8 protein-coding genes, 1 tRNA gene and 3 rRNA genes are annotated in these 15,315 nt (G+C 50.5%); 1 reads left to right on the forward strand and 11 read right to left on the reverse strand.

The window, feature by feature from the left end; translation table 11 throughout:
- Positions 1–34 precede the first annotated feature (34 nt).
- The 11 genes from purB to E7747_RS01985 form a co-directional block, all read right to left on the reverse strand.
- Entirely contained in the window at positions 35–1,378 is a 1,344-nt protein-coding gene (purB, locus tag E7747_RS01935; RefSeq protein ID WP_136413796.1) for an adenylosuccinate lyase, read from the reverse strand.
- A 245-nt stretch (positions 1,379–1,623) separates the two neighbouring features.
- Positions 1,624–1,732 (reverse strand): 5S ribosomal RNA (gene rrf, locus E7747_RS01940).
- A gap of 196 nt (positions 1,733–1,928) precedes the next feature.
- A 23S ribosomal RNA gene (locus E7747_RS01945) occupies positions 1,929–4,830 on the reverse strand.
- 216 nt (positions 4,831–5,046) lie between these two features.
- Positions 5,047–5,120, reverse strand: a tRNA-Ala gene (locus E7747_RS01950).
- Between the two features lie 142 nt (positions 5,121–5,262).
- Positions 5,263–6,797: ribosomal RNA gene (locus E7747_RS01955) — 16S ribosomal RNA — on the reverse strand.
- Together the 16S, 23S and 5S rRNA genes with 1 tRNA gene alongside form the textbook arrangement of a ribosomal RNA operon.
- A 519-nt stretch (positions 6,798–7,316) precedes the next feature.
- Positions 7,317–9,725, reverse strand: coding sequence for a glycoside hydrolase family 95 protein (locus tag E7747_RS01960; RefSeq protein WP_136413798.1), 2,409 nt, complete (start codon positions 9,723–9,725; stop codon positions 7,317–7,319).
- A 122-nt stretch (positions 9,726–9,847) separates the two neighbouring features.
- Complete coding sequence (ychF, locus tag E7747_RS01965; protein ID WP_136413799.1) at positions 9,848–10,951, reverse strand: redox-regulated ATPase YchF; 1,104 nt, start codon at positions 10,949–10,951, stop codon at positions 9,848–9,850.
- A gap of 65 nt (positions 10,952–11,016) precedes the next feature.
- Positions 11,017–11,505: a hypothetical protein gene (locus E7747_RS01970; RefSeq protein WP_123615449.1), complete on the reverse strand. Its 489-nt coding sequence runs from the start codon at positions 11,503–11,505 to the stop codon at positions 11,017–11,019.
- Positions 11,506–11,554: 49 nt separating this feature from the next.
- The gene (locus E7747_RS01975; protein WP_136413801.1) at positions 11,555–12,787 is read right to left on the reverse strand and encodes a carboxypeptidase-like regulatory domain-containing protein; all 1,233 of its coding nucleotides are present in this window, start codon (positions 12,785–12,787) and stop codon (positions 11,555–11,557) included.
- Between the two features lie 176 nt (positions 12,788–12,963).
- Complete coding sequence (locus E7747_RS01980; protein WP_136413803.1) at positions 12,964–13,362, reverse strand: hypothetical protein; 399 nt, start codon at positions 13,360–13,362, stop codon at positions 12,964–12,966.
- Positions 13,359–14,036: a hypothetical protein gene (locus tag E7747_RS01985; protein WP_136413805.1), complete on the reverse strand. Its 678-nt coding sequence runs from the start codon at positions 14,034–14,036 to the stop codon at positions 13,359–13,361. The genes E7747_RS01980 and E7747_RS01985 overlap by 4 nt, the downstream gene beginning before the upstream one ends.
- 250 nt (positions 14,037–14,286) lie before the next feature.
- On the opposite strand from E7747_RS01985, the gene E7747_RS01990 reads away from it, so the two are divergent.
- The gene (locus tag E7747_RS01990) at positions 14,287–15,201 is read left to right on the forward strand and encodes a bile acid:sodium symporter family protein (RefSeq protein ID WP_228449227.1); all 915 of its coding nucleotides are present in this window, start codon (positions 14,287–14,289) and stop codon (positions 15,199–15,201) included.
- Positions 15,202–15,315: the final 114 nt, after the last annotated feature.

A 15,315-nucleotide genomic window follows, 5' to 3' on the forward strand; every position in this document is an offset into this window, starting at 1 on the left:
TATTTTTGTCGACGTATCCATTAACGGCGGATTATCAATAGCCGGTATAACTGTGAGGTGAAATAGTCTTCAGTTCGGCTTTCACTTCAGCGGAAACATTGAGCGTATCAATAAATTCGGCGATACTCTCGGCAGTCACAGCCTCGTTTTTACGGGTGAGAGCCTTGAGTGTCTCGTAGGGCTTCGGATAACCCTCGCGACGAAGCACTGTCTGGATAGCCTCTGCCACGACACTCCATGTGTTGTCGAGATCAGCGTCTATCGCCGCACGGTTGAGAAGAAGTTTCCCAAGTCCCTTCATAGTCGAAGCAACAGCGATAAGCGTATGAGCAAGAGGCACACCGATATTGCGCAGGACGGTTGAATCGGTGAGGTCTCTTTGCAGACGAGAGACAGGCATCTTGCTCGCGAGATGTCCGAAAACAGCGTTCGCGATGCCGATGTTGCCTTCCGAATTTTCAAAGTCAATCGGATTTACTTTGTGGGGCATAGCCGACGAACCGACCTCTCCTGCCTTGATCTTCTGTTTGAAATACTCCATGGAGATATACATCCACATGTCGCGGTCAAGGTCGAGAATTATGTTATTGATACGTGCGAACGCATCGAAAAGAGCCGCAAGATTATCATAGTTTGAAATCTGTGTCGTATACTCTTCTCTGACGATGCCTAACTTCTCCGAAAGGAACTTAGCACCAAACTCGCGCCAATCAAAATCTGGGAAGGCACAAAGATGAGCATTGAAATTACCTGTCGCACCACCGAACTTACCTGAAATCTCGACAGCATCAAGAATTGCAAGCTGACGGCGGAGACGGTAGCTGAACACACGGATTTCTTTGCCGAGACGGGTGGGCGATGCCGGCTGGCCGTGAGTCTTGGCAAGCATAGGTATGTCATACCATTCGTCGGCACGGGCCTCAAGATGCTCGATCATTTCTACGATACGCGGACGATAGACATTTTTGATGGCATCGGCTATCGACATCGGGACGGAAGTGTTGTTTATGTCCTGCGATGTAAGGCCGAAATGGATATATTCTTTATATTTTTCTATGCCCAAGAGATCAAAGCGTTCCTTGATGAAATACTCAACAGCCTTGACATCATGATTGGTCACACTTTCAATCTCCTTGACTCTGGCGGCATACTCCACGGAGAATTGGCCGTAGATATCGCGTAACTTACCGAATAGCTCGACAGGGAAATCAGCAAGAGCCGGCAGGGGCAATTCACAAAGAGCGATAAAATACTCGACCTCTACCTTTACACGGTAGCGGATAAGAGCAAATTCTGAAAAATATTCATCCAGATTCTCACATTTTCCGCGATAGCGGCCGTCGACCGGTGATATTGCTGTCAGTTCAGTAAGTTTCATGTCAATCTCTTTGATTGGTTTAATAACTCTAAAAAATATAAACGGTATAAAAACTCATAAGTAGCCCGTCAAAATTAGGTTTCAAGTGCTACCATGTTAATTTAAGTATTGCAAAATTACAAAAAAACGGTCATATAACCTTACGTCCCGCTGAAAATTCAATCGCAAAGCACTATATTGACATAATTGCATAAAAAAAGCCGAAGCCTGAGACGCTATCTGCATCTCAGGCTTCGGTCGTTTAGAAGGGGCGGTTATCTACTTTCCCACTTTCGCAGTATCATCGACGTGGTGAGGTTTAACTTCTCTGTTCGGAATGGGAAGAGGTGGAGCCCTCACGCTATGGCCACCTTAGTATCTTCATCAGGAAACTTCCTGACGTGTAAGGTTAGAAAGAGGCGGTGGAAGCGAAGTGAAGCTACATGAGTAACCTTCTCTTGAACCGGCCACCGAACGATTCCCGAGGCCTTGTTACGTTTGCCAGCGGATGTACGATTCAGCGACTGAAATTGTCCTTCCATCAATGGGAAGGCTATTTTTGGGATTGCTCCCAAGAAAGGGTTTGGGCGATTAGTACCGCTCGGCTGTGTACGTTACCGTACCTGCACCTGCGGCCTATCTACGTCTTAGTCTTAAACGGCCCTTGTGTGGAGATCTTATCTTGAGGGGAGCTTCGTGCTTAGATGCTTTCAGCACTTATCCTTACCCGACGCGGCTACCCGGCGGTGCTCCTGGCGGAACAACCGGTAAACCGGAGGTCGGTCCAACACGGTCCTCTCGTACTAGTGTCGGGGCCTCGCAAATCTCCCGCGCCCACAACAGATAGAGACCGAACTGTCTCACGACGTTCTGAACCCAGCTCGCGTGCCACTTTAATAGGCGAACAGCCTAACCCTTGGGACCTTCTCCAGCCCCGGGATGTGACGAGCCGACATCGAGGTGCCAAACCACTCCGTCGATATGAGCTCTTGGGAGGGATCAGCCTGTTATCCCCGGAGTACCTTTTATCCTTTGAGCGATGGCCCTTCCATACGGAACCACCGGATCACTATGCTCTAGTTTCCTACCTGTTCGACTTGTCTGTCTCTCAGTCAAGCGCGCTTGTGCCATTACACTCTGCGGCCGGTTACCAATCGGCCTGAGCGCACCTTTAGAAGCCTCCGTTACGCTTTTGGAGGCGACCACCCCAGTCAAACTACCCACCAAGCAGTGTCCTCGCTCATGCGAGTTAGAGACCAAATGTGCAAAGGTCAGTATTTCAACGCCGACTCCACGGTGACTGGCGTCACCGCTTCGATGTCTCCTGACTATCCTACACATCGCACACCCGGTCACAGTGCTAAGCTGCAGTAAAGGTTCACGGGGTCTTTTCGTCCCGTTGCGGGTAATCGGCATCTTCACCGATACTACAATTTCACCGAGCTCACGGTTGAGACAGTGTCCGGATCATTACACCATTCGTGCAGGTCGGAACTTACCCGACAAGGAATTTCGCTACCTTAGGACCGTTATAGTTACGGCCGCCGTTTACCGGGGCTTCAATTCAATGCTTCCCTTGCGGTGACATCTCCTCTTAACCTTCCGGCACCGGGCAGGTGTCAGGCTGTATTCTTCATCTTTCAATTTCGCACAGCCCTGTGTTTTTGTTAAACAGTTGCCTGGACCTATTCTCTGCGCCCTCCCCGGAGGGAGGGACCCCTTATCCCGAAGTTACGGGGTCAGTTTGCCTAGTTCCTTAACCGTGAATCTCTCGAGCGCCTTGGTATGTTCTACCCGACCACCTGTGTCGGTTTGGGGTACGGGTCCTGCATGGATTAAGTTTAGCGGATTTTCTCGGGAGCATGGTTACCTCCGCTGTCGGATTGCCTCGGGGGCTCTCCGTACTGTCCCGTTTCAGCACTCCCGGCGGATTTGCCTGCCGGGCGTATACCTACGCGGTTCAACGTGCTATTCCGTCAGCACGCGGGAGTGTCACTTCTCCGTCTCCACATCACTCCATACAGGAGTAACGGAATGTTGACCGTTTCTTCCATCGGGTCCGCCTTGCGGCTGCCCCTTAGGTCCCGACTGACTCTGATCCGATTAGCGTTGATCAGAAACCCTTGGTCTTGCGGCGAGGGGGTTTCCCGCCCCCTTTGTCGTTACTTATACCTACATTTGCTTTTCCGGCTCCTCCAGCGCGGCTCGCGCCACGCCTTCAGCGGTTACCGGAATGCTCCCCTACCAATCATGCATTACGCATGATTCCACGTCTTCGGCACCTGACTTATGCCAGATTATTATCCATGCGGGATCACTCGACTAGTGAGCTGTTACGCACTCTTTAAATGAATGGCTGCTTCCAAGCCAACATCCTAGCTGTCCTTGCAATCCCACCTCGTTATTGTCTTCAACTTAGCCCGGATTTGGGGCCTTGGACGGTGGTCTGAGTTGTTCCTCTCTCGGACGCGGACCTTAGCACCCGCGCCCTCACTCCCGGGGACCGTGCCGTGGCATTCGGAGTTTGTCAGGACTTGATAGGCGGTGAAGCCCTCGCATCCTATCAGTCGCTCTACCTCCACGGTACTGCGCCCGAGGCTGCACCTAAATGCATTTCGGGGAGTACGAGCTATCTCCAAGTTTGATTGGCCTTTCACTCCTACCCTCAGGTCATCCGAAAGCTTTTCAACGCTTACCGGTTCGGTCCTCCAGTGGGTGTTACCCCACCTTCAACCTGCCCAAGGGTAGATCACTTGGTTTCGCGTCTACCGCCGCTGACTACAGGCGCCTTGTTCAGACTCGCTTTCGCTTCGGCTCCGCACCTGAAGTGCTTAGCCTCGCCAACGACGGTAACTCGTAGGTTCATTATGCAAAAGGCACGCCGTCACTGCACCAGGCAGCTCCGACCGCTTGTAGGCACATGATTTCAGGGTCTGTTTCACTCCTCTGTTCGAGGTTCTTTTCACCTTTCCCTCACGGTACTGGTTCGCTATCGGTCTCTCGGTAGTATTTAGCCTTACGGGATGGTCCCCGCGGATTCGGCCAGGATTCCTCGTGTCCCGGCTTACTCAGGTGCCGTCTCTGTCAGCCTTTGCATTTCGCCTACGGGGCTCTCACCCGCTGCGGCCCTCCTTTCCAGAAGGTTCGGCTATGCGCCCGCTGTCCATTCGTCGACGGTCCTACAACCCCGGTCCACGCCGAAACGCGGCCGGTTTGGGCTCTTGCGCGTTCGCTCGCCACTACTTGCGCAATCATTGGTTTATTTTCTCTTCCTCCGGGTACTGAGATGTTTCAGTTCCCCGGGTTCGCCCCTCCTATATGGGAGGTACCGGCCGGAAGCCGGTGGGTTGCCCCATTCGGACATCTGCGGATCAAGGGATATTTGCTCCTACCCGCAGCTTTTCGCAGCTTATCACGTCCTTCGTCGCCTCCGAGAGCCCAGGCATCCTTCATGTGCCCTTCTCTCCTTTCTTTATGACCTTAGTATTTTTCAATCGGTTCGAACATCACTCGGCTCGCTCTCTGAAATCGTCCTGTTGTTGTGACTCGATTCAAAGAAACAGAGTTGCCTCGTGTTTCGCTTGATTTGATTTACTCGTTGTGTTTGCTTCGATTTTGCAAGCTCCATATTTTTTCAATGGAGTCTCGCGTATCTTCGCTTCCAGTATGTCAATGTCCTCTTTCTTGTGTGGAGAATAACGGATTCGAACCGTTGACCCCCTGCTTGCAAAGCAGGTGCTCTAGCCAGCTGAGCTAATCCCCCGTATCCGTGGAGTCCCTCAATGGATATCCGCGGGGTTTTCAATAGAACCCTTGAAAGCAGTACCGTCAATGTCCGAAGACCCTGCATGCGACAGTCGCGACGGCCATCTCGGTACGGAACGCCATAGGCTTTTCCGCTCCAGAAAGGAGGTGTTCCAGCCGCACCTTCCGGTACGGCTACCTTGTTACGACTTAGCCCCAGTCACCGGTTTTACCTTAGGGCGCTCCTTGCGGTTGCACACTTCAGGCACTCCCGGCTTCCATGGCTTGACGGGCGGTGTGTACAAGGCCCGGGAACGTATTCACCGCGCCGTGGCTGATGCGCGATTACTAGCGAATCCAGCTTCATGGAGTCGGGTTGCAGACTCCAATCCGAACTGAGACAGGCTTTGAAGTTCCGCTCTGCGTCGCCGCATCGCTTCTCTCTGTACCTGCCATTGTAACACGTGTGTCGCCCCGGACGTAAGGGCCGTGCTGATTTGACGTCATCCCCGCCTTCCTCACAGCTTGCGCCGGCAGTCTCGCCAGAGTCCCCAACTTTACTTGCTGGTAACTGGCGATGGGGGTTGCGCTCGTTATGGCACTTAAGCCGACACCTCACGGCACGAGCTGACGACAACCATGCAGCACCTCGACGGATGTCCCGTAGGACTGCCTCCTTTCAGAAACATCCATCCGTCGTTTGAGCCCGGGTAAGGTTCCTCGCGTATCATCGAATTAAACCACATGTTCCTCCGCTTGTGCGGGCCCCCGTCAATTCCTTTGAGTTTCACCGTTGCCGGCGTACTCCCCAGGTGGAATACTTAACGCTTTCGCTGTACCACCCAGGCATCATTCTGCCCGGACAGTTAGTATTCATCGTTTACTGCGTGGACTACCAGGGTATCTAATCCTGTTCGATACCCACGCTTTCGTGCATGAGCGTCAGTTGAGCGCCGGTATGCTGCCTTCGCAATCGGAGTTCTGCGTGATATCTATGCATTTCACCGCTACACCACGCATTCCGCATACTTCTCGCTCACTCAAGAACGCCAGTTTCAACGGCACGACGGGGTTGAGCCCCGAAATTTTACCGCTGACTTGACATTCCGCCTGCGCACCCTTTAAACCCAATAAATCCGGATAACGCTCGCATCCTCCGTATTACCGCGGCTGCTGGCACGGAGTTAGCCGATGCTTTTTCTTCAGGTACTCGCAAAGCGCCACACGTGGCGCCCTTTGCTCCCTGACAAAAGAGGTTTACAATCCATAGGACCGTCATCCCTCACGCGACTTGGCTGGTTCAGCCCTGCGGCCATTGACCAATATTCCTCACTGCTGCCTCCCGTAGGAGTCTGGTCCGTGTCTCAGTACCAGTGTGGGGGACCTTCCTCTCAGAACCCCTACGCATCGTCGCCTTGGTGGGCCGTTACCCCGCCAACTAGCTAATGCGACGCATGACCATCCGTAGCCGGAATCGCTTCCTTTAAACCCACGGAGATGCCTCCATGGGTTGTTACGCGGTATTAGACGGAATTTCTTCCGCTTATCCCCCTGCTACGGGCAGGTTTCATACGTGTTACTCACCCGTGCGCCGGTCGCCGGCGGGAGTATTGCTACTCCCCCGCTGCCCCTCGACTTGCATGTGTTAAGCCTGTCGCTAGCGTTCATCCTGAGCCAGGATCAAACTCTTCGTTGTTATCTATCTTTTCTTTTTCTTTTCTATTTTATCAATAGAGCAGGAAAGCAGGAAAGACCGTCTGTTCTGTTCTTTATTTTGCCTTCACAGAAAAACCTTCGAGAGTCGCCCCGTCCGGGATGTCCGTTCGTTATATCTATTGCGATTGTCGGTAGAATTGACAGAGTCTCTTTATTTCATTGACTCTTGTACTACTTTCAATGTCTATTGTAATTCTTTCAATGTGCTCTGTGCTTTCATCGCGCTTGCCTCATCAGGCGTTCAGCGGAAAACTTTGCAAAGGTAAATCAAATTTTTGAAACCTGCAAATCTTTTCGAGATTTTAACATTTGTTTAACATTTCATCATCAAACAATTCAATGTCTTTCAGCGTTTCAATCTCTATCCCCTCGCCTCTGTGAGGTTTGCTTCTCAAAAGCGAGTGCAAAGGTAGACACTTTCTCCTTTACCTCCAAATTTTCCATGGCATTTTAACAGAAATTTAACACTCAAAGGCATTTTTAGGCCATTTTGGCGCATTTAGAGCACTTTTTTGCGTTCTCTGGACTTTAACACGACACTCTTAATTTCACCCGAAGGCATCACGATATCCGTGTAGCCACCCTTTGGAGAAGCGACAAAAAGTTGTGAAATTTTTCCATTTTTCCATTCCATATCCACAATGAAACCTCCACGCGCCCTCAATCCGCTAACTTTTCCATTGCGCCATTCCGAAGGCAGAGCCGGCAAAACAGTTATTGACTCAGGCGTAGATTGCATCAGCATCTCTGCCACACCGGCCGTTCCTCCGAAATTACCGTCAATCTGAAATGGGGCATGCGCGTCAAGAAGATTTGGATACGTACCTCCACCCGACCTTTTGTCCGGACCTTTGTAATTATCGGGACTCACATATTTCAACAAACGGCGATACATCCTGTAGGCTCCCTCTCCGTCACGCAGACGAGAAAGAAGGTTCACACGCCAGCCGGTACTCCACCCGGTAGTATTGTCACCTTTTATATTTAATGTACGCGCCGACGCACGCGCGAGCTCAGGAGTGGAGTCTACTGAAATGTGTCTTCCCGGGAACAATCCATACAGATGAGACTGATGTCTATGCTGCGGATCTTTATCATCCCAGTCATAATACCATTCCTGAAGATTCCCTTTTTTTCCTATTTTATAAGGATAGAGCTTAGGCAACACACTGTCAACCTCGTTGCAAAAACCACTGTCGACTCCGAGTTCCGTGGCAGCGTCGCGTGCATCCGCCAGACACTGCCTGACCATAGCGAGATCAGCCGCACCTCCATAGAGGGTAGCCCCGACATAGCCGTCAGGCGTGACATACTGATTTTCCGGCGAGGTCGCCGGCGAAGTGACGAGATAACCGTCTTTCCCGACAAGCCAGCCAAGACAAAAGTCAGCCGCACCTTTCAGCACAGGATAATACTCTTCAAGAAACGATTTGTCTCCGTTAAAAAGATAATGCTCCCAGATATGGCTTGCAAGCCACGCACCACCCATATTCCAATTAGCCCAAGTCGGATCGCCTCCGTTAAGCCCTACAGGATTGGTCATCGCCCAGATGTCGGAATTATGGCCGAGACACCAGCCACGATCCACACCATAGTAATGACGAGCCGTGGCCGCTCCGCCTTTAGAAAGATTTTTTATCCACGGGAGCAACGCTGTGGCATGGAGTTCGCCAAGTCCTGTCACCTCGGCCGGCCAATAATTCTCCTCTACATTTATATTAGTAGTATAGTTGCTGCTCCACGGCGGAAGAATATATTCGTTCCAAAGCCCCTGCAGATTTGCAGGCACAGCTGGAGTGCGCGAACAGGCTATCAGCAGGTAGCGTCCATACTGGAAATAAAGCTCCTCAAGGTCAGGGTTGACTTCTTTAAGATCCGTGTAGCGTTTGAGCTGCACGTCGGTCGGAAGTACCGACACCGAATCAGCCGTCGCACCCAGATCAAGCGTGACACGATCGAACAGATTATGGTAATCTGCCAAATGGTCGGCGAGGAGACGGTCGAATCCCTTCACCTCGGCACGGCCGATGCGTTTCTCTGCAAGACCGATATAGTCGCGTCCTTCTTTCACCGGATCTCGGTCGAAACCGTTGAAACTTGTTACATTCGTGACATACACCACTGCATCGCTGACATCCTTCAGGGTCAGACTGCCGTCAGGATTAGCAATAACGCTACCGTCGGCCGGCACAGCCTTGACGATTGTACAAAAACGAGTGCCGCGCTGCGGATCATATTTCAGTTTTTCATCAAAAGACGTATAACCCGGCAATGAGAGATAGGCGGCATGGCCGGTCGAACGGATTTCACCACCATTCGACTTCACCTCATGAGGCAACTGCGAGTCAAGGCGCAGCGTAGCCGTCAGCGGACGCTCGCTTTTTATTCCGACCACGATAACCGAATCAGGAGCAGAAGCGAAATAGACACTCCCCTCCCCTTTGCCGTCGCGCTTGAAACCACGGAATGCTATCGCATCCGAAATATCGAGAAGCCTTATATAGTCACCAACGTTTCCTTCCTCGCCCGCATCGTATGAAATCGTCAGCGACCCGAGAGGCTGATAGTTTTCACTGTAATGGCCCTGCACCTTGCGCTGGAGCGAATCGGCCGCACGGTAGTCACCACGGTCAAGCGCCTCGCGTATCTGCGGGATAGCCTTATAGGCATCAGGTGTGGCCACCCCCTTCTCAGGCTCGCCGGTCCACAATGTGATGTCGTTTAGCGACAGACGATCTTCCCCCACTCCACCATAGAGTATAGCACCGATATTTCCGTTGCCTATGACGAGTGCTTCCTCGAAAAACTCGGCAGGACGGTCGTAGTGCAGACGCAATGGCTTGTTGGCTTCTGTCGCATTGGCAGCCACAGCCACTGAGACCGCTGCTGCAAAAAGAGTAGTTTTCATGATAGGTTTAAAAGATGTGTGATATGAAAAACAAAACCCGGCAGACGCGCCACGCTTTTAATTCGTGCCGTGCCAGCCGGGCATATTATAAATTCATGTCGGTTTTATATTCGTCATTATGCCTACACGTTGAAGAGGAAGTGCATGATATCGCCGTCCTCGACCACGTAGTTCTTTCCCTCGATAGCCATCTTTCCGGCTTCGCGGACAGCGCTCTCGCTTCCGAGGGTCACGTAGTCGTCATACTTTATAACCTCCGCACGGATAAATCCTTTCTCAAAATCCGTGTGGATTACGCCGGCACACTGCGGAGCTTTGCTACCCTTCATGAAAGTCCACGCGCGCACCTCGTCAGAGCCGGCGGTGAAGAATGTCTGAAGATTTAGCAGCGCGTATGCCGCACGGATCAGACGGGCCACGCCTGACTCCTCAAGCCCTATTTCAGCGAGAAACTCCTGACGCTCCTCAAAAGTGTCAAGTTCGGCAATCTCGCTTTCGGTCTGGGCGGCCACGATCAGTAGCTGCGCGTTCTCATCCTTGATAGCCTCGCGGACAGCCTCAACATATTTGTTACCTGTGACGGCCGATGCGTCGTCCACGTTGCAGACATACATCACCGGTTTGCTTGTCAACAGGAAGAGGTCGTGGGCGAATTTCTGCTCATCGACAGTCTCAAGCTCGACAGTGCGCGCCGGCTTGCCCTGCACCAGAGCCTCCTGATACTTCTTCAGAACCTCATATTGCATCTTTGCCACCTTGTCACCACCTGTCTGGGCCTGCTTCTGTGTCTTTGCGATGCGGCTCTCCACAGTCTCAAGGTCTTTGAGCTGAAGCTCGTAGTCAATTATCTCCTTGTCACGCACCGGATCGACAGTGTTGTGGACATGCGTCACATTGTCATCGTCGAAACAGCGCAACACGTGGAGTATCGCGTCTGTCTCGCGGATATTCGCAAGGAATTTGTTGCCAAGCCCCTCTCCTTTGCTCGCGCCTTGGACAAGACCGGCGATATCGACAATCTCGACGGTCGCAGGGACTATGCTGCGAGGCTGACACATCTCAACAAGCTTGTTGAGACGCGCATCGGGGACGGTAATCACGCCCACGTTAGGCTCGATGGTGCAGAACGGAAAGTTTGCCGACTGCGCCTTGGCGTTGGACAGACAGTTGAATAGCGTCGACTTGCCTACGTTAGGAAGGCCGACTATGCCGCATTGAAGTGCCATATTATGCTGTTGATGATATGATTGTTATTATTTCAAGTTTGAACTGCAAATTTACATAAAAAATTTCACTCGTCAAACTCTATGTCGGTTCTCCGCACGAAATCGAATTTCGGATGCGCGTGAATCATGACGAGTTCAGCCAAAGCGGCCGCCTCGTCTCCCTCAGCCTCATCTTCAACTCCACGTAAATCCACCACGGCATCCGCCCCGCCCCAGCGGGCGGTCACATCATCAATCACTCTTTCAAGCTTTGATACATCAGCCGGATCAAATGGATAGTATCGGCATCCCGAAGCCTGAGCCAGCGGCGTGCACCGCTTCGAATCAGAGTGGCAGAGCGCCACTGAGGCATCAACGCCTCTGAATATCCTGACAAGCATCCCGGCAAGCTCCGTCGGACCGCCAATCACCACCGCATTCAGCTTAGGAAACGAAAGAGTGAAGTCGCCCGGTTCGCGTTTAGCGCCCGCAGCATGGACCACCACCCGGCTTTTTGGCGCAAGTTTCCCGGCGCGATATTCCTCCATCCGTTTTTCAAGATAATTATCAGCCATACGTATCTCTGTTTTTCCTATTTATTTCGGTTATAATACCATTTCTCTGTCACTTGTATTTCGGATTCAACGCCGATTTAAAAAAATTTCTCAAACCTGAGCCCTTACGCTTCTCATATCCGGGAAACTTAGTGGCGACATATCTCTGATCGGGCTTCTCGACAGCACGAAGCCGGGCGTGGTCGATACTGTTGACCCTCCCGACAAGCTCGACAATCGCAGGCTGCAATTCCGGAGCATGGTCAGGAGAAACGATGGCCACCGCTTCCGCACGCCTGTCGCGCTTCTCGAATTTCTTTGCCTGCCCGACGCTCATATACTCTTTGTCGGTGATATACATTTCAGCATATGTGTCCACATCGAATTCCTCTCCTGCATGCAGGAATCTCGGCAGGTCGCGGCCTCTGCCCTTCGACTCAATGTTTATCGCCAGCCCTGCGATGTTGTCGGCGAGAATAAGACCGCTGTTCACTTCCGCAAACCTGTATTTCAGTGTGAATCTCGAAAAATCAACCTTTCCGCGAAGATACACCGCCAGACTCTTGGCCCAGCCATGACCGGTCGTGTCGGCAAGCACATCTACATCCAGACTGACATTCTCGCCATCCTTCCGCCATATCGACGCAGGGCCATATTTACCCGCAACCGTATCGCAGGCAGCTTCGTCAAACCCTTGAAGGCGCGCCGGGAGCTCGGCTCGGTCAATGACACCGACCCAGTCCGACCACGAGAAATGCTGACCGAAATAATTGCTTACACTGTCAAGACCCTCGTCGTTCGAAAAATGATAATATGACTTCGAGGCAAGCACGCGCGGAGTCGTCCACCCGTAATAGCCCTTTGTCTTCCTTGCAGGAATCATGAAATCGACCATCTTTTCCCGGAAAAGGAACACGGTGTCGGCATATGTCGTAAGCATCGAATATTCCCTCACATACCCTTTCATATAAAGCACCTGACGCTTTTTAGGCCCGACCACAACTTCAGGCAGGTCATAGGCAATCTCGCGAAGCTTTATCAGTCCGTCAGTAGGTCCTTCGACAGTCGCGGGAGCATATCCGAGACTGCTGACAGTAAGCGGATAGTCCGACAAGGCTATCCTTTCGGGCAATTCCCCATTGTCTGAACTGATTCCTACAGGTTTACCGCTCCTGCCGAACACCGACGCCTTAGCCAGCGGCCTGCCAGAAACGGAGTCCACGACAACCGCCCTCTTCATAGCCCCGGAGAGCACGAAAGGCAACAGAATCATCGACAATGTCATCAGCAGAAATCGTGGCATAATATACGTATGATACAAAAGCGTTTAATCATCAGTGAGGGCAACCATTACGCAAAATTCATAAAAAACCTCGAAACCCACAAAGAATAAACCTTAAATGATGTCAACACTTGTTTTGGTAATGAAAAAACAAGGCGCATACCCTACATGGTTTTGCACCTTGTTTCTTTAGCTAGTTAATTGCGATGAAGAATTATTACTTCATCAGATTTCTGAAGACTGCTGAGGTCAACTTTCTGCCGATTTAAATATTTGCCAGCATAATTTTGAACGAGCTTATCGGTATACTCATTGTAAAGAACCGTCACATATAATATATCTTTATTCTTGCGAATATCAACGAAGAATAAGTCTGCAAGTTCTTCCATAGTAATATCATCAATTTTCTTTAGAATTACTTCGCAAATACCATTATTTTCGCTATGATATTCCAATAAATTAGAATCATAATCTGAATCTTCCAATAGCCATTCTTTTTCGCACAAAAAAGTTCGAAGTGCAGGAAACGATTCTTTTTTAGATGGTTTGCCTCTAAAAAAGAATCTGAAAGTTATAGTGTTATCATCCTCTCTCATATCACGACTTTGAATGAATGATTCCCCACCATGACGATATATATCCCTCGATTTATATCTGAAATTTCCTGCTCCTTAGTTTCCTTTAAGAGAACGCCGTGAAGAGTGAAAACTCTGACAATCGAATCTGCGGCTTTATTAAGAATCAAAATAGTACCGTTCTGAACTCTTACAGAAATGGAATCTTTATCAGCGATGACTCCTTCAATACCTAATGACGGCTCAACCTTAATTCTCTTAGACAGAATCCGTGAATCCGTGAAATCATAGAATCCCATATCGTTCTTTCTACACTCGATACCGAAATAAAGGGTTGTCTCACCCTCCTTTAGGCCTGTAGCAAACCAATGAGGATTATTACTGGTCGCTCCTTCCGATGAAAGTTCAATCAATTCTTCATCATAATCAGTGTTGAACGTACACCAAATATCAGCCTGATAGAAAATACCAAGATCTACTTTCTCACCGACTTTTAATAAAATAGGAGCTTCCGTATCCCATTCAAGATTATTTGAGGCCCTGTTAACTGTCAAATATGCACGGGAAGGACTTGCGATAACGTTGGGATTAGTTCCTTTAGATGTGAGATTGAAAATATATTTTCCAGCCCACATTGGACGATCAATATTTGTATTAACGTAATTTCCGGCATAATCACCTCCAACAATAGACATAATATGCTGATTGTGAGTATTATCTCTATCAATAACATACAATTCAATCCAAAAATCATCCTCACTAAAATCACCGTTTATTTCGGGGATATAATTGAAATAGCTATCGGAGGTGCGTAATCCGGGCAGGAATTAGTAATTTTGCACACAGAAATTAAAGCCGGGTCAAGAACAAACCAATCCTCTACGGTGTATGTTTCAAAGAACCGAATTTTAAATCGGATTTAAGTTTAAAATCTGAATTATGAAAATGTCACTTTTGCGCCAGAGGCTCAAGCCTTGGATGCTGCCGATTGCCATGTTGGCCGGAATCGTCTTTCATGACTTCATGGGGAAAATAGAATTCATCGCCCCCTACCTGATTTTCATCATGCTTTTCATCACATTCTGCCGTGTCAGGCCGAGTGAATTCCGCGTCACCGCCCTCTCGTGGGGACTGCTCTCGGTGCAGGTCATAGGCGCAGTGGCTCTCTACTTCTCCCTCCTGCCATTCAGCACCGACCTCGCCCAAGGCACATTCATCTGCGTCTTCTGCCCAACCGCCACGGCAGCCCCTGTTATCACCGGAATGCTTGGAGGAAGCGTCCCACGCCTGGCCACATTCTCCATCATCTCCAACATCACCGTCGCCATTCTTGCCCCGATATTCTTCACCCTCATGGGCTCTAAAGCAGACATCCCCTTCATGGAAACACTCACCACCATCTCCGCCAAGGTGATGCCTCTGATAATCCTCCCGCTCATCCTCGCCATCATACTGCTGAAAGTAGCCCCGAAAGTCCACCATGCCGTGGCCGACAGACAGGCCGTGTCATTCTACATCTGGGCAGTCTCGCTCTTCATTGTTGTGGGTCGCGCCGTAAGCTTCGTCATGGACGAACCGGCCGAAGCCGTTCCCGAAATGATGCTCCTCGCCATCCTCTCGGGCATCGTGTGCTGCCTCCAGTTCTGGATCGGACGAAAGATCGGCCGGCGATGCGGCGACAGGATAGCCGGCGCACAGGGACTCGGACAAAAAAACACCGTCCTCGCCATCTGGATGGCTCTCACCTACCTCCATCCTGTCTCATCGGTCGCACCGGCGGCCTATGTCGCATGGCAGAACACCATCAACTCCGCACAGCTCTATTTCAAGACCCGCCGTGACTCACAGATGGCCAAGTGACTCCCAGGGTATAAATAGTTGCTTAAACAACTTTAATAACAATTGGAGCATTCGTAAAAAAACTAAAAACTTCCCAATTACGTTAGTTATATAATAGACAGCGCGCATGTCCCG

Origin of the sequence: Duncaniella dubosii (genome assembly GCF_004803915.1) — a bacterium.
Taxonomy (GTDB): Bacteria; Bacteroidota; Bacteroidia; order Bacteroidales; family Muribaculaceae; genus Duncaniella; species Duncaniella dubosii.